Here is a 17,785-nt window from a genome sequence, read left to right as displayed (position 1 = left end):
CGGCCTTATGAGGCCATTCGGGGGTGAAAGGCAAGCGCGCCCGAAGGATTTCGGCGGCGAGGTCGCGGATTAGGCGAGGCCCGTGTCTTCTCGGCGCCGTTGGCTGAGCTCGCCCGCCAGGCGCGCCACCCCCGCGGTCAGCAGGCCCAGCATGGCCATCATCAGGGCCTCGGCCAGGCCGGGCGCCAGGATCGGCAGGCTGGGCGTGACCCCGAGGTTGGCGATGCCGACGGCGCCGGCCAGCAGGGTGTAGGCCGCCGCCGCGAAGCCCAGGGGCAAGGCGCTCTTGGCGATGGCGGCGATCCACTTGGCGTTCAGGCGGGCGACGGCGATCACTGGCCCGGCGACCAGGCCGGCCAACAGGACGAGCGCGATCAGCTTCACCGGGATGGCGGCGTTGGCGAAGACCGAGACGAAGGTCAAAGGCTGTTTGCCGGTCGAGGCCAGGGCCGGCGTCGCCAACAGGATGCCGGCGGCGGCGACGAGCGTGAGATGGCGTAGGCGCATGGGGCGGGGCTCCGTATGTGTGATTACGTGCGTAAAATCCCAATTGAGAGTTACGCGCGTAATTTTTCGAGTCAATCCCCGTCGGAGCGCGGGCATAGAACCCCTCTCTCTTTGAGAGAGGGAGGGGCCCGCGCCGCAGGCGTGGGAGGGTGAGAGGTTAGGCGAAGCCGGTGGGCATCTCGCTGAGTTTTCAGGATTTATCGGTTGAGGGTGTAACCGCTCACCCTCCCATGCTGCGCATGGGCCCCTCCCTCTCTCTCAGAGAGAGGGGTGATGTAACGCACGAGCGTTCAGCCCTTCTCCTCCCCCTCCAAAACCTCGCTTATCCTCTTCTCACCTCGTCGCGAGGAAAGGGCGCATGGCCAGCGACCGATTGCGGCGGCGGGGGGCGATCGAGCGGTGAAGGTCCGAGGGGGATACTCGGACGGTCCGGGGGCTTCAGCGTGCTGGCTGAACCCGCCCGCCGTCGGCGTGGTTGAAGGTAAAAGGGTGTATCTTAGCCTGAATTGGCTCGCTCTCTTCGACCTCCGGGCGCTTCCGGAAATGGAAGAGCTCGGGTCCCGGTAAGGCCTGAACAGGGCCACCCGACGGGACGCTGGCGCATAACGGTCGCGCGGAGCGTCTGGCTTCGTCGAAACGGTACTTACAAACTCACACTCCGGACGCTGTCCGGCGCTCCGCGTCCCTTTCCATCCCTTCAGCGGCCAGCCGCGTGAGGCGGCGGAGCCGTGTTCGCGGCGCAAATCGACAAGACCGGAACGCCGGCCGGCCTCTAGCCATTTCCTCNCCCGACGGGACGCTGGCGCATAACGGTCGCGCGGAGCGTCTGGCTTCGTCGAAACGGTACTTACAAACTCACACTCCGGACGCTGTCCGGCGCTCCGCGTCCCTTTCCATCCCTTCAGCGGCAAGCCGCGTGAGGCGGCGGAGCCGTACCCTAGGCCGCCGCCTTCGCCGCGCGGGCCGCCTTGAGCAGGCCCCAGGCCCGCAGGCCCATCTCGATGCGCGAGACGGCGAACAGGCCCACGGCCAGGACGACGAAGCCGTCGGTCAGCAGGCCGATGCTGATGTGCAGGGCGCTGGCCTGGCTTTCCAGATAGGCGCGCAGGGCGAAGCGGACGACGAACAGGCCCAGCAGGAACAGCAGGGCGGCCGGGGAGGGCTTGGTGTTCAGCAGATGGGTCTCGGGATCGATGCTGATCGGGATCAGCTTGCCGCGCATCCAGCCGACGGCCGCGCCGACGACGAACACCGCGCCCAGCCAGACCCAGTCCGAACCGTGAGGCGGGTACTGGAAGAACAGGGCGACCATGGCGGCCGTCATCAAGGTGGGCATGACCCACATCCATTCCAGCTTCAGCCGTCGCTCCTGGGTCAGTCGCCGCACGCGAAAGAACAGGACGATCGCGATCGCCGCGCCGGTGATGGCGTAGCTGATCATCTGCTGCTTCTGGTGGTCCATGTCACGCCCCCGACAGTCTCGACTCGCGCGGCTGTCCGCGCCGAGGGATCAGGCGCCCGAAGCCACGGCCTGGTCAATCGCCTCGGCGATGCGTTCCGGGCTCTCGGCCCCGACCACGGCCACCTTGCCCGCGAAGATGACGAACGGCACGCCGGTCACCCCGCCCTGGACGGCCATGGCGTGCTCGCGGGCCACGGCCTCCTTGTCGGCCCCTTCCGACAGCAGCTGCAGCACCACCAGGCGCTCCATGCCGGCCGCCTCGGCGACATCGGCCAGGACCATCGGATCACCGATGTCGAGCCCTTGAGTGAAATAGGCCTTGAACAGCGCCTCGACGACCTGGTCCTGGACCCCGGCCGTCAGGGCCCAGCGGATCAGCCGGTGGGCGGCGTTGGTGTTGGGCGAGACCTCGATGGCGTCGAAGTCGAAGGCGATGCCTTCCTCGGCGCCGCCCTCGACCAGGGCGGCATGAACCGCCGTGAGCTTGGCCGGATCCTTGAACTTCTGGGCCATGTAGGCCTTGCGGTCGACGCCCTCCTCGGGAAGCGTCGGGTCGAGCTGATAAGGCCGCCAGACCAGCTGCGCCTCGAGGTCCGGTCGCAAGGCCAGCGCCGATTTCAGCCGCCGCCAGCCGAGATAACACCAGGGGCAGACCACGTCGGCCACCACGTCGATGACCATCGGAGTGGTTTGGGGTTGGCTCACGGCGCGCACCTTTCGCAACACTGTCCGCTACAGGACGTGTTCCATATAGGGCCCGAGCCGTTCGCGCCCAAGGGTGGAGCTTCAGCTGGCGTCGCGCTTGAGGGCGTTGGCGGCGGCGCGTTCCAACGCCTTGACGGCGCCTTCGCCGGGCTGGACCTCGGCGACGCCGATGTCGAACTCACAGACGAACGGCGGACGGTCGTCGCCGGCGTCGAAGGCGGTGCAGCCGATCACTGCGGCGATCCGCTCGGCGGCGGCCTGCGCGGCGCTCAGGCCGGTGGCCGGCAGGGCCAGGGCGAAGACCTCGGTGGCCAGGCGGGCCGGCGTGTCCTCGACGCGGACCAGGCGGCCGACCATCGAGCCGATCTGCGGAATGGCGCGGTCCAGCCAGCCGTTCTTGCGGGCCCAGACGGTCTCGGGCTTGTCGGCGACACGCAGCACGCAGATCGACAGCGGCCGGGACCGCTCGCGAGCGGCGGCGGCCAGCCGGGCCAGGTGGGCGGCGAACAGGTCGCGGGTGAACAGGCCGGTGGCGGCGTCCATCAGGCCCGAGCTGCGGGCCTTTTCCAGGGCGCCGCGGATCGACTCGCCCCGGCGGAAGCTGCGGGCCAGCTCCATGACCCGCATGGCGGTCTCGATCTCGGGCGTTTCGGGCGAGGCCACGTCGGAGACGCCGCGATGGAACGCCTCGGACATGGTCACATAGCTCTCGGCCTTCAGATAGAGCAGGGCCGGGATGTGGAAGAGGCGGGTGTTGCGGCGCATGCCGGCCGCGATCGACAGGGCTTCCTGCTGGCTGTCGCCGGCCCACAGGACCACGGAGTCGAACGCCCGCTCGTGCAGATAGTCGAAGGCCGTATAGGCGGTGAAGGCGCCGACCACCTCGGCTCCGCTGGCCTGCAGGGCGTTGGCCAGGGCCAGGAACTGCGGCGCGGGTTCGCCCACGGCGAGGATGCGATAGGGGGCCTCGGCCGCTTCCGGCAGATCCAGGCGACGGCCGCGCTCGCCGAACGTGTCGAGGCGCAGCTCGAACTCTTCCTCGGCGATGGCGGTGCGCACCAGGGTCTCCAGGCGCAGGGCGGCCTGGGACGGATGCAGCGGCGGCGACAGGGTCAGGTCGAACGCCTGGTTGCGATAGTCGCCGTCCGGGTCGCCGATGGCGATGACCGGCAAGCGGCGCGGGGCGACCGCGGCCTTCAGCCGGCGCGCCAGGGTCTGGGTCTCGGGACCGGCGCTGGCCAGGTCGACGATCACCGCCTCGATCGGCAGATCGCCCAGGGCGGCGAGGGCGGCATAGGGGCCGCGCGCGGTGATCGTGCGCCAGCCCAACCGGTCCAGCCCTTCGGCCAGCGGTCCGGCGCGAACATCGTCGCGCGCCACGATCAGGATCCGGGCGTCAACCGCCAAACCAACCTCCGCCCGAACGCTCGTCCTTGCGGCTCAACCGGAGCCGCCGAGATTCGACGCCGCAACATAGCAGAGGCTTTGCGTGGTCAAAGGTACGGAACGCCGCAGGGCGACGGTGAATCAAAGAACGCCGCGAAGCGGCGCGGCAAGGCTTGCATGACCGAACGTCAGGGTCGTTCTAGTGAGCGCCGTCGGCGGCCGGAAAAGAGCCGCCACGCCATTGGAAGGACGCATCATGGGCCAGGGACCGCTTTCGGGGCTGAGGATCGTCGAGTTCGCCGGCATCGGCCCGGGACCGTTCTGCGGCATGCTGCTGTCGGACCTCGGGGCCGACGTGGTGCGGATCGACCGCAAGGGCCAGGGACGGGGCTCTCCGGCCGACGTCACGGCCCGAGGCCGGCGTTCGGTGGCGCTGGACTTGAAGACCCCGGAGGCGATCGAGACCTGCCTGAAGCTGCTGGAGCAGGCCGACAGCCTGATCGAGGGGTTCCGGCCCGGCGTCATGGAGCGGCTGGGCCTTGGCCCCGAGGTCGCCTTGGCCCGCAATCCCAAGCTGGTCTACGGCCGCATGACCGGCTGGGGTCAGGCTGGGCCCTACGCCAAGGCCGCCGGCCACGACATGAACTATATCGCCATCACCGGGGCGCTGGCAGCGATCGGCACGACCGACAAGCCCGTGCCGCCGCTGAACCTGGTCGGCGATTTCGGGGGCGGGGCGCTGTATCTGGCCTTCGGCCTGCTGGCCGGGGTGATCCATGCCCGTTCAACGGGGCAGGGCCAGGTGATCGACTGCGCGATGAGCGACGGCGCGGCCTCGCTGATGGCGATGTTCTACGGCTTCAAGGCGGGCGGGATGTGGGCCGAGGGGCGACGGAGCAACCTGCTCGACGGCGGGGCGCACTTCTATGACACCTACCAATGCGCCGACGGCAAGTGGATCTCGATCGGCTCGATCGAGCCGCAGTTCTACCTGCTACTGCTGGAAAAGACTGGGATTTCCGACCCGCAGTTCCAGCATCAGATGAGCCGCGAGGAATGGCCGGAGCTGCGCGAGAAGCTGGCCGCGGTGATCCGCACCAAGAGCCGAGACGACTGGTGCGCGATCATGGACGCCACCGACGTCTGCTTCGCCCCGGTCCTGACCATGGACGAGGCGCCCGGCCATGCCCACAACGCCGCCCGCGAGACCTTCGTCGAGGTGGCCGGGGTCGTCCAGCCAGCGCCCGCGCCGCGCTTCTCGGCCACGCCGGGCGCGATCCAGGGACCGCCGCCGAAGATCGGCGCCGACAACGACCAGGCCCTGGCCGACTGGGGTTTCTCCGCCGACTCGATTGCCGCGCTGAAGGCTTCCGGAGCCCTCTGAAACATGATGGACGCGTTCAGGTGCGGTTCAGGCGGCGGATCCTAACTTGCGATGGTCGATCGGTCGTCGCGCCATCCGTCCCTCGAAGCGGCGATCGGTTCACAGGCAAGTCCTGCGGAGACGCGTCATCTTCCCCAAGGTGGCGCGTCTTTGACTCTATCCCGTCTTCAGGCTCCGGCCCTTCTTTGACTTCGGGGCGCCACATCGCCATGGTCCGCCGGATGCAAGATCCGCTGCACCGCATCCGCTGGCGCGACCTCGACCTTGATCCGATCCACTGGGTTCGCGAAATCCTCCGCGTGCTGGGCCTGGCCTTGTCGCGCCTGTGGGGCCGCGACGTCATGCTTTACGTCGGCGGCGTCTCGTTTTTCGCCCTGTTGGCCGTGTTCCCAGGCCTGGCGATTCTGATCGGCCTCTACAGCCTGCTGCTGACGCCCGAGAGCGCCGCCAACCAGGCCGCCAAGCTGGCCGAGCTGATTCCCTCCGGGGCGCGCTCAATGTTCCAGGACGAGTTCGGCCGCCTGGCCCACGCACCGGGGCAGACCGTGTCGCTGCAGAGCGCCATCGTGCTGATCGTCGGCGCCTACGCCGCCCATCGCGGCTTCAAGGCGCTGCTGGCCGGGCTGTCGTTCATCCACGACGAGGAGGATCAGCGGGGCTTCTTCGGCTTCAACCTGATGGCCCTGCTGGTGCTGATCGCGGCCTTCGGCCTGCTCTTCGTGATGTCGGGCGTCTTCCTGGTGCTGCGCCTGCTGGGCGCGGCCCTGAACCTGCGGCCGCTGGCCGGCGTCTCGTGGATCCAGAGCGAGTGGACCTGGGCCAGTCTCGGCATCGTGTTCGGCATGACCCTGGTCTACCGCTACGCCATGTCGCGCGAGCCGGTCGGTTGGCGCGCCTCGATCGCCGGCGGCGCGGCCGCGGCGGCGCTGTGCGTCTTCATGTCCTCGGCCAGCGCCTTCTATGTCGAGAAGGTCGTTCACCTGGGGGCGACCTATGGCTCGATCTCGGCCGTGATCGTCTTCCTGATCTGGCTGTCCTGGAGCGTCAACGCGATCTTCTTCGGCGGCGCCCTGGCGACCGAGGTCGAGATCGCGCTGGACGAACGCCCTCGGGCCTTGCTGGAGGGGCCCAAGGCGATCCCGCTCAAAGCGCCTTCAGAATACGAAAACGGATGACGCCGCCGTCCTGGTCGGCGATCTCCAGGACCGTCGCGCCGATCTGGGCGGCAAAGTGCGGCACGTCGATCCGCGCCATCGGGTCGGTGGCCAGCAACACGAGCTCGGCCCCCGGCGACGCGGCCTCGTGAGCCTTGCGCAGCCGCAGGGTCGGGACAGGGCAATGATGACCCCGGGCGTCGATGACCACCGGCTCAGCCATCGGCGAACACGCCCTCGGCCTCGTCTGCCGGCAGGATCTTGTATTGTCCAGGCTCCAGGTCGGCCGGCAGGGTGAGGCCGCCGATCCGCTCGCGGTGCAGCTCGAGCACGTGATTGCCGACGGCGGCGAACATGCGGCGCACCTGGTGATAGCGACCCTCTGTGATCGTCAGCCGCGCCGTCTTCTCGTCGACGACGTCCAGGTGGGCCGGCAAAAGCGGCTTCTCCTCGCCTTCCAGCATCAGCGTCCCGGCGGCGAAGACCTCGCCCTCCGAACCGTCGAGCGGACGGTCAAGCGTGACGAAATAGGTCTTGGGCACGTGGCGCTTGGGCGAGATCACCCGATGCAGGAAATCGCCGTCGTCGGTGATCAGGATCAGCCCGCTGGTGTCCTTGTCGAGCCGGCCGACGGTCGAAAGAGCCGGATCGCGCAGCCGCCACCGGCGCGGCAGCAGATCGTAGATCTTCTCGCCGTCCTCCTTGTGCGAGCAGGTCACGCCCAGCGGCTTGTGCATGATCAGCACCAGCGGGGCGGGGGGATCGACCGGGAGGCCGCGAATGGTCACGCGCTCGGGCAGGGTGGCGTCGACGGCGATGCGGGCGCCGGAGTCTTTCACCGTCTGGCCGTCCAGCGCGACCTTGCCGCCGGCGACCAGGGCCTGGACCTCCTTGCGGCTGCCATAGCCCAGATTGGCCAGCAGCCGATCCAGGCGGGCCATCAGCGCCTTGCTCATCTGGCCGGGCTCACTTCTTGGCCTCGAAGACCTTGTAACCGCCGCCTTCCTCGACCAGCCGAACCTTGGCGAAGCTCTCGGCCAGGATCGCCTCGTACGGCAGGTGACGGTTGGCGACGATCCACAGCACCCCGCCCTTGCGCAGCGCCGCGGCGGCTGAGGCGATGAAGGCTTGGCCCAGGGTCTTGTCCTCGCCGCCGCCATCGTGGAACGGCGGATTGCTGACGATGAAATCGAGGTCCTTCAAGCCCGCCTGGCGAACGTCGCCCCAAACGAATTCGGCGCGGGGGTCGGCGACATTGCGCTTGGCGGCGTCGAAGGCGCGGTGATCCAGCTCGACCAGCGTGAGCTTGGTGACCTTGGACGAAGCCAGGACATTCAGCGCCAACAGGCCGATACCGCCGCCGAAATCAGCGCCGGTCCCGGAGAATTCCGGCAGGACCTGAAGCAGCGCGTTGGTGCCAGCGTCCAGGCGGTCCCAGCTGAACACGCCTGGCTGGGTCCAGAGACCATTTTCGGCGATCTGGCGCGGCGCGCCGGCGGCGATGGCGTCGTCCAAGCTCGTGATGACGGCCGGGCGCACGACCAGGCAGATCCGGTTGTGCCGCCGGGCGCTCTCGCCGACTTCGCAGCCAAGGGCCTCAAGCTCCTTCTTCAGGCGCAGGCCGCCGCGATCCTTGGGGGCGAAGGCGGTCAGGCGGCCATTCGGGGCCAGAACACGCAACGCATGGGCGAGGACAAATCGTCGCTCCACCGCGCCGGCTGGGGCGCGGACGGTCACGGCAATAAAGGATTCGTCCGGAATCGAGGCGATGTCGGTCGAGCCCGGAACCAACGGCGACAGCTGAACGGCGTCCGGAGCAGCCGGCGCCAGGTCGTGATCGGCCTGGCCATAGAGCGCGGTGCGGAGAGCCGACATGCTTGTCCTGAAAGGGTTTTTTGGAGCGTCGAGACTGTGGCGGACAGGGTGGGATTCGAACCCACGGTAGGCTTTCACCTACGGCGGTTTTCAAGACCGCTGCCTTAAACCACTCGGCCACCTGTCCGGAGCAGGCGGCTATATCAGCGCGTCCGCGCCTTAACCAGACTTCAAAACAAACGGGCGACGATGTCCGCTCGGAAAGGGGTGCGCCCCTCTGGACGACGAGCGGATGAACCAGCGTATCGATCAGGTTTGGCGAACCTTGCGCGGCTTCGGCCTCATGGCCCTGGCGGCCGTGAGCCTCGCCGCCTGCGCCACGCCCAAGTACGACGTCGGCCGGTCCGGCTATACGGCGAGCGCCCGCAACGAGACGACGAGGGGCTCGGCCCCGCGTTCGGGCTCGACGGTCGGCCGCGACGGCAAGCCGCTGCGCGGCACCGAGAAGCCCTATCAGATCAACGGGATCTGGTACTATCCGCGCCAAGACAAGGACTACAATGTCACCGGGATCGGCTCCTGGTACGGCGAACAGTTCCACAATCGTCGCACCGCCAACGGCGAGGTGTTCGACATGGACATCCCGTCGGCGGCGCATAAGACCCTGCCGCTGCCCAGTCTGGTCGAGGTGACCAATCTCGACAATGGCCGGAAGATGATCGTCCGGGTCAACGACCGAGGACCATTCGTCGGCGACCGGGTCATCGACCTATCCAAGGCCGCCGCCGAGCAGTTGGGCTACTATCGCCAAGGCGTGGCTCGCGTGCGCGTGAAATATGTCGGGCCGGCGTCCAAGTCCGCGTTCGACGCGCCGCGACAGTACGCTCGCGCCGAGACCGCTCCGCGCAGCTTCGACGACATCAAGGAACCGCCGCAGCGCGTGCAGATCCTGCCGCCGCGCCCCGAGCCGGCATGGACGCCGCCGGCCGCGCCGCTTCAACCCGCTATCCCGGACGCATTGTCCGCCCCGCCGATTAATCCGCCGGACCCGATCTTCGCCGCGGCCAAGCCGGCCTATCGCATCCAGGCGGGCTCGTTCTCGAACCGCGAGAATGCCGAGAAGGCGGTGCGCCAGCTCGCCAGCGCCGGGCGCGCGGAAATCGAGTCGTTCGAACGCGCCAGCGGCACGCTCTATCGCGTCACCGTCGCGGCCGGACCGGACGAAGGCGAGGCGTGGAGCCTGCGCGAACGGGTCGAGTCGCTGGGCTATTCCGGCGCCACGGTGCTTCGGCCCTAGACCCTCTGGACAAGGCTCGCGATCCGGTCGAATGGAGGCCGGTGAGCCAGGGTTCTTTCATCAGTTTCGAAGGCGGGGAAGGGGCTGGAAAGTCCACCCAGATCCGCCGCTTGGCCGAGCGGCTGCAAGCCGCTGGGCACGATGTCGTCGTGACCCGTGAACCGGGCGGTAGCCCGGGCGCCGAGGCGATCCGGGAACTGCTGGTCAATGGTTCGGCGGACCGCTGGTCGCCGGTCACCGAGACTCTCCTGATGTACGCGGCCCGCCGCGATCACGTCGAGCGGGTGATCCGCCCCGCCCTGGGCGAAGGCAGGATCGTGCTGTGCGACCGCTTCGCCGATTCCACCCGGGCCTATCAAGGCGCGGGCGGCGACGCGCCGGCCACCTTGATCGCTTCGCTTGAGGACCATGTTCTGGGCGGCACCGTCCCGATCCTGACCCTGATCCTGGATCTGCCGGCCGAGGTCGGCCTGAGCCGGGCCGAGGCGCGCGGCGGCGCGGCGCGGTTCGAATCCAAGGGCCTGGAATTTCACGAGCGCCTGCGCGCGGGCTATCTGGAGATCGCCCGCCGTGAGCCCGAACGCTGCGTCGTCATCGACGCCGACGCCGAACTGGACGCGGTGACCGCCGCGATCTGGGACGCCGTCGCCCAGCGGCTGGACCTCTGATGCACGCCCCGGCCCATCCTCGTGATGTCTTTCAACTGGACGGTCAGTCCGCCGCCGAGGCCGCGTTCATCGACGCCCTGGAGCGTGGCCGGCTGCACCATGCCTGGCTGCTGACAGGGCCGGAAGGCGTCGGCAAGGCGACCCTGGCTTACCGGATGGCTCGCCGTCTTCTGGGCGCTCGGCCAGATCCGTCGCAAGGCCTGCTGGGCGCGGCGCCGTCGGACGTGGTCAGCCGGCAGGTCGCCGCCCGTTCGCACCCGGACCTGATGGTGCTGGAGCGCCTGACCGACGATGGCAAGGCCCGCAAGTCGATCCCGGTCGACGAGGCCCGACGCCTGCCGGAGTTCTTCGCCAACTCGCCGGCTGTTTCGCCCTATCGCGTGGCGATCATCGACGCGGCCGACGATCTCAACGTCAACGCCGCCAACGCCGTGCTCAAGACGCTGGAGGAGCCGCCGGCGCGCGGCGTGATCCTGCTGATCAGCCACGCGCCCGGCAAGCTGCTGCCGACCATCCGCTCGCGCTGCAGGCGGCTGGCCGTACCGGCGCCCGGCATCGCGGCGGCGGCCGAGATGGTCGAGCGGATGGCGGATCTTCAGCCGCGTGACGCCGAGCGTTTGGCCCGCATGGCGCATGGCGCGCCGGGGCGGGCTCTGCAGCTGGCCGCCGCCGGGGCGATCGCCATGGACGACGCGGCCAACGAGATTCTGCGAGGCCTGCCCAAGCTGGATGAGGGCGCCCTGCTGGCCATGGCCGACACTTTTCGGGGCGCGGACGGCGCGGCCCGGTTCGAGCTGCTGATGGACCGGCTGGCCGACCAGGTGCGGATCTTCGTCACCCAGGTCGCCGCCGACGGCAAGAACTCGCCGGGCCTCGACCGGTGGGCGGCGGCCTGGGAGCGGCTCTCCAACTGGCCCGGCGAGGCCGAGGCGGTGAACCTGGATCGCGCCGACGTGTTCTGGAGCGTCATCTCGGACTTGCGCGCGGCGGCCAAGGCGGCGATGTGAGCCGCATGCTCATCGACAGCCACGTGAATCTCCACGCGCCTCAGTTCGCCGAAGACAAGGACGCCGTCATCGCTCGGGCCCGTGAGGCCGGGATCGGCCTGATGGTCACCATCTGCGACAAGGTCTCGTCGTTCGAGGCGGTGCACGCGATCGCCATGGCCGAGCCCGACATCTGGTGCACGGTCGGAACCCATCCGCACGAAGCCAAGGAAGATCCCGGCCTCACCGCCGCGCGCCTGGTCGAGCTGGCTGGTCGGCCGCGTGTCATCGGCATCGGCGAGTGCGGGCTCGATTTCCACTACGACCTGTCGCCGCGCGAGATCCAGGCCGAGGTGTTCCGCCAGCACTGCATTGCCGCGCGTGAAAGCGGTCTGCCGCTGGTCGTCCATACCCGCGAGGCCGACGAGGTCATGGCGGAGATCCTGGAAACCGAGCACGCCGCCGGCCCGTTCAAGATCCTGATGCACTGCTACACCAGCGGTCCTGAGCTGGCGGTCCGGGCCGCCGCCCTGGGCGCCTGGTTTTCGGTCTCTGGCATCGCGACCTTCAAGGCGGCGGAAGAGGTGAGGGCGGTGATCCGCGACATGCCGGCCGACAAGATCATCGTCGAGACCGACTGCCCCTACCTGGCGCCCGTGCCGATGCGGGGCCGTCGCAACGAGCCGGCTTATCTCCCGCACATCTACGACAAGCTGGCCGAGATCCGCGGCTGGAGCCGGGCCGAAACCGAGCAACGGACCGAGGACGCCTTCTTCGACTTGTTCGACCGGATCCCCAGGCCATGACCGGACCGCTGGAGTTCACGATCCTGGGCTCCGGCTCGTCGGGCGGCGTTCCCCGCGCCGACGGCAACTGGGGCGACTGTGATCCGGCCGAGCCCAAGAACCACCGCTCCCGCTGTTCGCTGCTGGTGCGGCGTCCCCGGCAAGAAGGGCAGGGCGCATCGCCGGCCGAGACCACGGTCGTCGTCGACACCGCGCCCGACTTTCGCCTGCAGGCCGTGGCGGCCGGCGTCCGACGTGTCGACGCGGCGCTGTTCACCCACGACCATGCCGACCAGGCGCATGGCATTGACGATCTGCGGCCGTTCTTCCTGAACCAGCGGACCCAGATCCCAGCCTATATGGACGCGCCGACCCACGACGGGCTGCTGACCCGCTTCGACTACATCTTTCACAGCAAGGGCGGCTATCCGGCGATCTGCGAACCGCGTCTGATCCCGCCGCTGGGCGAGGACTTCGCGATCGAGGGACCGAGCGGCGTGATCCCGGTCCACACCTTCGACGTGGACCATGGCGGCATCCGCGCGGTCGGTTACCGGTTCGGCGGCGTGGCCTATACGCCCGACGTCCTCGCCATTCCGGACGGCAGCTGGGCCGACCTCGCCGACCTGGACGTCTGGATCGTCGACGCCCTGCGCTGGACGCCCCATCCAACCCACGCCCATGTCGAACTGGCGCTGGAATGGATCGCTAGGGCGAAGCCGCGACGGGCCATCCTGACCAATCTACATATCGATCTGGACTTCAACGCCCTGGCGTCGTGGCTGCCGCCCGGCGTCGAGCCCGCCTACGACGGCCTGCGCTTCACGGTTTGAGACTGCTCTGTCAGTTCAGCGTCATGCGCTAGATTGCAGCGTCGCCGCATTCCCCGGCGCTCCTGGGCGGAAGTCGGCGAGGCCGGGTTCCCCGATCAGCGTCGGTTCAGGGCGCCTTCGGAGCCTTTGTCGCTTTCCTGGCCAATTTCGGCGAAAACTTGGCCGTACGTAACAGCGTTGAAATAAGCTCGTCCAACAACACCGTCATACGGACGCGGTAAAGTAACCTTTCCCGTGCGTCACCGACCAGACCTCCATGGCTGAAACCGTCACCGCCTCTCGAGAAGTCTTCCAGCGCCTTCGCTCGCGTTTGCCCGCGGTCACGCGCGAGCACCTTTTCGACTGCTATGCGATTAGTGAAACCACCTGGACCAAGCTGCGGGACGGCAAGCCGATAAAGCGCTCAACGCTCGACCGCGTGCTGGCCAGGCTGGAAGCCCTCGACGCGCGCGTGGCCGCCTAGCGGCACGCTTCCGACCTGGGTGTCCCGGAAGCCGCGGCCTCCCTTGGATACAACTCAAGATTGATGCGATGTAACCACCAGTTGTCCACAGCTATTTCCCCGGACATGACAGCGACGCGCTAGCCAAGACTCTGTGCGCGTGCACCGATCAATCCCTCAACTGGAGCGCGTCGCTCCAAGCGCGGGGAGCGGGAACAAGTCATGTACGTGAAGAATCTGAGCTCGGGTGACGACGTCTATGCCGGTGACGAGGGGGCGCCGGACACCGCTGACCTGATCCATGGCGGCGCGGGCAACGACGACATCTCCGGCGGGCTCGACGCCGACGCTCTGTATGGCGACGACGGTGATGACCTGCTGACCGGCGGTGTGGGCGACGATCTGCTCGACGGCGGGGACGGCGACGACACGGCGGTCTTCTCGGGCGCGGCGGGAGACTATGTCTGGAGCGGCGACAAGGCTTCGGCGACCATCACCGGTCCCGACGGGACCGACACCCTGACCCATGTCGAGCACCTGAAGTTCGGCTCGACGATCATTGACCTGCCCGACCCCAACACCGCGCCCGGCGCGCCGACCGACGGCGACGCCGCGGACAACACCGTCGCCGAGGGCGCCGCGAACGGGACGGCCGTCGCCGGCCTTTTGCTGGGCGCGATCGACCCCGACGCGGGCCAGACCCTGACCTACAGCCTGCTGGACAACGCCGGCGGCCGCTTCGCCATAGACGCCACGACCGGGGTCGTGACGGTGGCGGACGCGACCAAGCTGAACTTCGAGGCGGCGACCTCGCACCAGATTACCGTGCAAGTCAGTGACGGGACGGCCGTCGCTTCGGCCAGCGTCTCCATCCATGTGACGAATGTCGCGCCGACCGCTGCGGCGGACGCTGACGGCGCGGCCAACACGGTGTCGGAAGGCGCGGCGAACGGCGCCGTCGTGGCCGGTTTGGCGATCGGGGCCAGCGATCCGAACGGCGGCGTGCTGGCCTACAGTCTGGTCGACGACGCCGGCGGTCGCTTCGCGATCGACGCCACGACCGGCGCGGTCACCATCGCCGACGCCAGCCTGATCGACTATGACGTCGCCGCCTCGCATCAGATCATCGTCCGCGCCAGCGACGGAACCTCGACCGCGGCGACCGACACCACCTTCACCATCGAAGTGGCCAACGCCGCCCCGACCCCGCCGACCGACGCCGACGCCGCGACCAACAGCGTATCGGAAGGCTCGGCCAACGGCGCCCTTGTCGGGATCACGGCCTTGGCGGCCGAGCCCAAGACGGGCGCTGTGACCTACAGCCTGTCCGACGACGCTGGCGGACGCTTCGCCATCGACGCCACGACCGGTGTGGTCACGGTCGCCGACGGCGTGAAGCTGAATTTCGAGAGCGCCGCCGCGCACCAGATCACGGTGCGCGCCGCCGACGCCCAGGGCGCGGCCAGCAGCCAGGTCTTCACCATCGCCGTGACCAACGTCGCCAACGGCGCGCCGACCGACAGCGACGCCGCCGCCAACACCATCTCCGAGGCCGCGGCGAACGGCGCGGTCGTGGCGGGCCTGGCGATCGGCGCCGCTGACGTCAACGGCGGACCGCTGGTCTACAGCCTGCTCGACAACGCCGGCGGGCGCTTCGCCATCAACGCCGCGACCGGCGTGGTCACCGTCGCCAACGCCAACCTGCTGAACTTCGAAGCGGCGACGTCGCACCAGATCATCGTCCAGGCCAGCAGCGGGTCGGAGAGCGCCAGCGCCAGCTTCACGATCGACGTCACCAACGCCGCGCCGGCGACGCCGTCCGACGCCAACGGCGCGGCCAACCTGGTGTCGGAGCACGCCGCGAACGGGACCGTGGTGGGCGGCCTGACCGTGACCGCGCCGGATCCGCACGGCGGCGCCGTGACCTACAGCCTCACCGACGATGCGGGCGGCCGCTTCGCGATCAACGCCGCAACCGGCGTGGTCACCGTGGCCAACGCCAGCCTGCTCGACGCGGACACCCAAGCCAGCCACACCGTCACGGTGCAGGCCAGCGACGGGGCCCTGACCAGCAGCGGCGACTTTGTCGTCACCCTGATCGACGAGATCGACAGCTACTGGACCGGCACGGCGGCGAACGACAGCTTCACCGTGCCAGATGTTCAGGATTGGCAGCTCAGCGGCGGGGATGGCAACGACACCCTGACCGGCGGCGTCGGCGACGACGTCATCATCGGCGGCGCCGGTTCCAACAATCTGTACGGCGGCGGTGGCAACGACGTCTTCCTGGTCGGTCCCGCGGGCGGCTACGACATCTTCGACGGGGGCGCCGGCACGGACACCATCCGGTTCACCGCCAGCAACGTGATCGTCAGCATCCGGTCGATCGCGGGGGTGGAGGTCATCGACGGCGGAACCTTCTCCAACGTCGGCTTCCAGGCGACCGATCGCAACGACGCCTGGGACTTCAGCGGCATGGCTGGTCTCGGCACGATGAGCGTCTATGCCGGCTTGGGCAACGACACCATCAACGGCACCCAGGGCAACGACATCCTCCGGGGGCAGGACGGCAACGACGTCCTCTACGGCAACAATGGCGACGACATCTTCGAGGGCGGCGTCGGCGACGACGCCCTGATCGGCGGCAACGGGAACGACCTCTTCCTGGTCGGCGAATATACCGGCCAGGACGGCTATGACGGCGGCGCTGGCTTCGACGAGATCCGGGCCTACCAGAAGAACGCGACCATCTTCCTGTCGTCGCTGGCCAATGTCGAAAAGATCAGTTCGGGCGGGTTCGCCGGGGCCTGGATCGGCGTGCAGTACCTGCTCACCGTCGTCAATTGGGACTTCAGCAACATCCAGCTCGATGGGATCGGATTTATCTCCGGCGGCAACCAAGGCGACACGATCATCGGCAGCGCCGGCAACGACGTGATCCTCGGCAATGGCGGTCCCGACACCCTCAAGGGCGGAGCGGGCGACGACATCTTCCTCTATGGCCAGTCCGACGGGACCAATTATCGCTTCGACACCGTCGATGGCGGAGCCGGCTGGGACAAGCTGGTCGCCAGCGGCGCGGGCGCCACGATCGAGCTCGGCTCGATGACCGGCATCGAGGAGCTGTCCACCGGCGGCTTCGCCAATGTCGCCATCGTGACCACGGTCGGCAACGACACGCTCGACTTGCGGAACCTGACGGTGACCGGAAAGTTCGCCGTGTTCGCCATGAACAACGGCGATGACGTCTTCTACGGCACCGCCGGCGCGGACTTCGTCGATGGCGGCGGTGGCAATGACTTCATCGATACGGGCGATGGCGACGACACCATCCAGATCAGCTTCGGCGGCAATTGGGACGACATTAGAGGCGGCGCCGGATACGACAAGATCATCGCGCCCGGCGGGGGCGCCGTATGGGTGCCCTTCCACTTCCAGGGGATCGAGGAGGTCGTGGGCAGCACCTCGGGCAACACCCAGATCCACGGAACCTCTGGCGATGACCTGATCGATATGCGCGGGGTCAAGCTCACCCAGATCCAGTACATCACCGGCGAGCTCGGCAACGACACGATCCACGGAAGCTACGGCAACGACGTGATCATGGGCACGGGCGGGTTTGACACCATCTACGGCGAATCCGGCGACGACAGGATCTACTTCACCGCCTATGGCGACACCGATGTGGTCGACGGCGGCTCCGGCTACGACACTCTGGCGGCCTGGTCGCAGGGCGTGATCATCGCCGTCAGTTCGATGACCAACGTCGAGGCCATTGACGGCGCGGGCAACGCCAATGTCGGCATCGCCTTCACCGACGGCAACGACAATTTCGACCTGACGAACATCGCCGTCACCGGCGTCGCCTATATCGACCTGAAGAACGGCAATGACATCTTCGTCGGCTCGACCGGCGGGGATCGCATCATCGGCGGGTTGGGTTCGGACACCATGACCGGCGGCGCTGGAGGCGACGTCTTCGACTACAACGACGCGGCCGAAGGCAATTGGGACGTGATCACCGACTTCGTCAGCGGCGTGGACCGGATCGACCTCTCGACGATCGACGCCTCGCCGGCCAACTCGCAAGGCAACCACGCCTTCGTGTTCATCGGCTCCGGGGCCTTCACCCACGCCACGGGCCAGGTGCGCTATGCCGTCACCTCGGACGGGGTGGTGTTCTCGGGCGACGTGAACGGCGACGGGGTCGCGGACTTCAACGTCACGATGGTCGGCGTTTCGGCGCTGACGGCGGCGGATTTCGTCCTCTAGCGCCGCTTCCAGTCCAGCCGGCGCCTTCGCGAGTCGAAGGTCGCCGGACCTGGCCTGGCCTGCGCCAGGATCAGCGCGGGCGAAGTTCA

At 68.2% G+C, this 17,785-nt stretch carries 16 protein-coding genes, 1 tRNA gene and 2 pseudogenes; 9 read left to right on the top strand and 10 right to left on the bottom strand.

Translation table 11 applies throughout. The annotated features are described in order from the left end of the window. Nucleotides 1-69 precede the first annotated feature (69 nt). From ASC70_RS15995 to ASC70_RS15980, 6 genes and pseudogenes are all read right to left on the bottom strand, one after another. On the bottom strand, nt 70-507 hold the full coding sequence (locus ASC70_RS15995; protein WP_056051731.1) for a hypothetical protein: 438 nt from the start codon (nt 505-507) through the stop codon (nt 70-72). Between the two features lie 290 nt (nt 508-797). After that, nucleotides 798-1,111, bottom strand: a pseudogene (locus tag ASC70_RS24550) (hypothetical protein). Nucleotides 1,112-1,294: 183 nt separating this feature from the next. Continuing rightward, nucleotides 1,295-1,404: pseudogene (locus ASC70_RS26015) on the bottom strand (hypothetical protein); the annotation flags it as partial. 40 nt (nt 1,405-1,444) lie between these two features. After that, nucleotides 1,445-1,969, bottom strand: coding sequence for a CcdC protein domain-containing protein (locus ASC70_RS15990; protein WP_056051729.1), 525 nt, complete (start codon nt 1,967-1,969; stop codon nt 1,445-1,447). 48 nt (nt 1,970-2,017) lie between these two features. Then, nucleotides 2,018-2,674, bottom strand: coding sequence for a DsbA family oxidoreductase (locus tag ASC70_RS15985; protein WP_056052835.1), 657 nt, complete (start codon nt 2,672-2,674; stop codon nt 2,018-2,020). Nucleotides 2,675-2,755: 81 nt separating this feature from the next. Then, nucleotides 2,756-4,081: a diguanylate cyclase domain-containing protein gene (locus ASC70_RS15980; protein ID WP_047405384.1), complete on the bottom strand. Its 1,326-nt coding sequence runs from the start codon at nt 4,079-4,081 to the stop codon at nt 2,756-2,758. Nucleotides 4,082-4,316: 235 nt separating this feature from the next. Here ASC70_RS15980 and ASC70_RS15975 point away from each other — a divergent pair, with 235 nt between their 5' ends. Then, on the top strand, nt 4,317-5,444 hold the full coding sequence (locus tag ASC70_RS15975; protein WP_056051728.1) for a CaiB/BaiF CoA-transferase family protein: 1,128 nt from the start codon (nt 4,317-4,319) through the stop codon (nt 5,442-5,444). Nucleotides 5,445-5,653: 209 nt separating this feature from the next. Then, entirely contained in the window at nt 5,654-6,619 is a 966-nt protein-coding gene (locus ASC70_RS15970; protein ID WP_156136728.1) for a YihY/virulence factor BrkB family protein, read from the top strand. Here ASC70_RS15970 and ASC70_RS15965 read toward each other — a convergent pair. From ASC70_RS15965 to ASC70_RS15950, 4 genes are all read right to left on the bottom strand, one after another. Next, complete coding sequence (locus tag ASC70_RS15965; RefSeq protein ID WP_056051724.1) at nt 6,588-6,821, bottom strand: sulfurtransferase TusA family protein; 234 nt, start codon at nt 6,819-6,821, stop codon at nt 6,588-6,590. The genes ASC70_RS15970 and ASC70_RS15965 overlap by 32 nt on opposite strands. Then, on the bottom strand, nt 6,814-7,554 hold the full coding sequence (locus ASC70_RS15960) for a pseudouridine synthase (protein ID WP_056051722.1): 741 nt from the start codon (nt 7,552-7,554) through the stop codon (nt 6,814-6,816). Before ASC70_RS15960 ends, ASC70_RS15965 begins: the two co-directional genes overlap by 8 nt. Before the next feature lie 10 nt (nt 7,555-7,564). Next, a complete protein-coding gene (locus ASC70_RS15955) occupies nt 7,565-8,473 on the bottom strand; it encodes a class I SAM-dependent methyltransferase (protein ID WP_056051719.1) in 909 nt (302 codons plus the stop codon). Nucleotides 8,474-8,510: 37 nt separating this feature from the next. Beyond that, nucleotides 8,511-8,600: transfer RNA gene (locus tag ASC70_RS15950), tRNA-Ser, on the bottom strand. Between the two features lie 105 nt (nt 8,601-8,705). Between ASC70_RS15950 and ASC70_RS15945 the strand changes: the two genes are divergently transcribed. From ASC70_RS15945 to ASC70_RS15915, 7 genes are all read left to right on the top strand, one after another. Further along, nucleotides 8,706-9,710: a septal ring lytic transglycosylase RlpA family protein gene (locus tag ASC70_RS15945; protein WP_056051717.1), complete on the top strand. Its 1,005-nt coding sequence runs from the start codon at nt 8,706-8,708 to the stop codon at nt 9,708-9,710. A 41-nt stretch (nt 9,711-9,751) separates the two neighbouring features. Next, nucleotides 9,752-10,378, top strand: a complete 627-nt coding sequence (gene tmk / locus ASC70_RS15940; protein ID WP_056051715.1) for a dTMP kinase — start codon at nt 9,752-9,754, stop codon at nt 10,376-10,378. Continuing rightward, nucleotides 10,375-11,385 (top strand): DNA polymerase III subunit delta', encoded by a 1,011-nt coding sequence (locus tag ASC70_RS15935; RefSeq protein WP_056051713.1) that lies wholly within the window; start codon nt 10,375-10,377, stop codon nt 11,383-11,385. Before tmk ends, ASC70_RS15935 begins: the two co-directional genes overlap by 4 nt. Further along, nucleotides 11,382-12,170, top strand: coding sequence for a TatD family hydrolase (locus ASC70_RS15930; RefSeq protein WP_056051711.1), 789 nt, complete (start codon nt 11,382-11,384; stop codon nt 12,168-12,170). Before ASC70_RS15935 ends, ASC70_RS15930 begins: the two co-directional genes overlap by 4 nt. Then, nucleotides 12,167-12,982, top strand: a complete 816-nt coding sequence (locus ASC70_RS15925) for an MBL fold metallo-hydrolase (protein WP_056051709.1) — start codon at nt 12,167-12,169, stop codon at nt 12,980-12,982. Before ASC70_RS15930 ends, ASC70_RS15925 begins: the two co-directional genes overlap by 4 nt. A 256-nt stretch (nt 12,983-13,238) precedes the next feature. Then, complete coding sequence (locus ASC70_RS15920) at nt 13,239-13,445, top strand: hypothetical protein (RefSeq protein WP_047405400.1); 207 nt, start codon at nt 13,239-13,241, stop codon at nt 13,443-13,445. Nucleotides 13,446-13,646: 201 nt separating this feature from the next. Further along, a complete protein-coding gene (locus tag ASC70_RS15915) occupies nt 13,647-17,696 on the top strand; it encodes an S-layer family protein (protein ID WP_056051708.1) in 4,050 nt (1,349 codons plus the stop codon). Nucleotides 17,697-17,785: the final 89 nt, after the last annotated feature.

Source organism: Caulobacter sp. Root343, assembly GCF_001425745.1.
Classification (GTDB): domain Bacteria; phylum Pseudomonadota; class Alphaproteobacteria; order Caulobacterales; family Caulobacteraceae; genus Caulobacter.
Note: the sequence above shows the minus strand (reverse complement) of the source record. Positions and strands in the feature narration are given on the sequence as shown.

Bases quoted from the DNA above. Each gene is read 5' to 3' on its own strand.
- ASC70_RS15995 (WP_056051731.1), bottom strand. From the start codon at position 507: ATGCGCCTACGCCATCTCACGCTCGTCGCCGCCGCCGGCATCCTGTTG.
- ASC70_RS15915 (WP_056051708.1), top strand. From the start codon at position 13,647: ATGTACGTGAAGAATCTGAGCTCGGGTGACGACGTCTATGCCGGTGAC.
- ASC70_RS15975 (WP_056051728.1), top strand. From the start codon at position 4,317: ATGGGCCAGGGACCGCTTTCGGGGCTGAGGATCGTCGAGTTCGCCGGC.
- ASC70_RS15965 (WP_056051724.1), bottom strand. From the start codon at position 6,821: ATGGCTGAGCCGGTGGTCATCGACGCCCGGGGTCATCATTGCCCTGTC.
- ASC70_RS15925 (WP_056051709.1), top strand. From the start codon at position 12,167: ATGACCGGACCGCTGGAGTTCACGATCCTGGGCTCCGGCTCGTCGGGC.
- ASC70_RS15970 (WP_156136728.1), top strand. From the start codon at position 5,654: ATGGTCCGCCGGATGCAAGATCCGCTGCACCGCATCCGCTGGCGCGAC.
- ASC70_RS15945 (WP_056051717.1), top strand. From the start codon at position 8,706: ATGAACCAGCGTATCGATCAGGTTTGGCGAACCTTGCGCGGCTTCGGC.
- ASC70_RS15955 (WP_056051719.1), bottom strand. From the start codon at position 8,473: ATGTCGGCTCTCCGCACCGCGCTCTATGGCCAGGCCGATCACGACCTG.
- ASC70_RS15990 (WP_056051729.1), bottom strand. From the start codon at position 1,969: ATGGACCACCAGAAGCAGCAGATGATCAGCTACGCCATCACCGGCGCG.
- ASC70_RS15920 (WP_047405400.1), top strand. From the start codon at position 13,239: ATGGCTGAAACCGTCACCGCCTCTCGAGAAGTCTTCCAGCGCCTTCGC.
- ASC70_RS15960 (WP_056051722.1), bottom strand. From the start codon at position 7,554: ATGAGCAAGGCGCTGATGGCCCGCCTGGATCGGCTGCTGGCCAATCTG.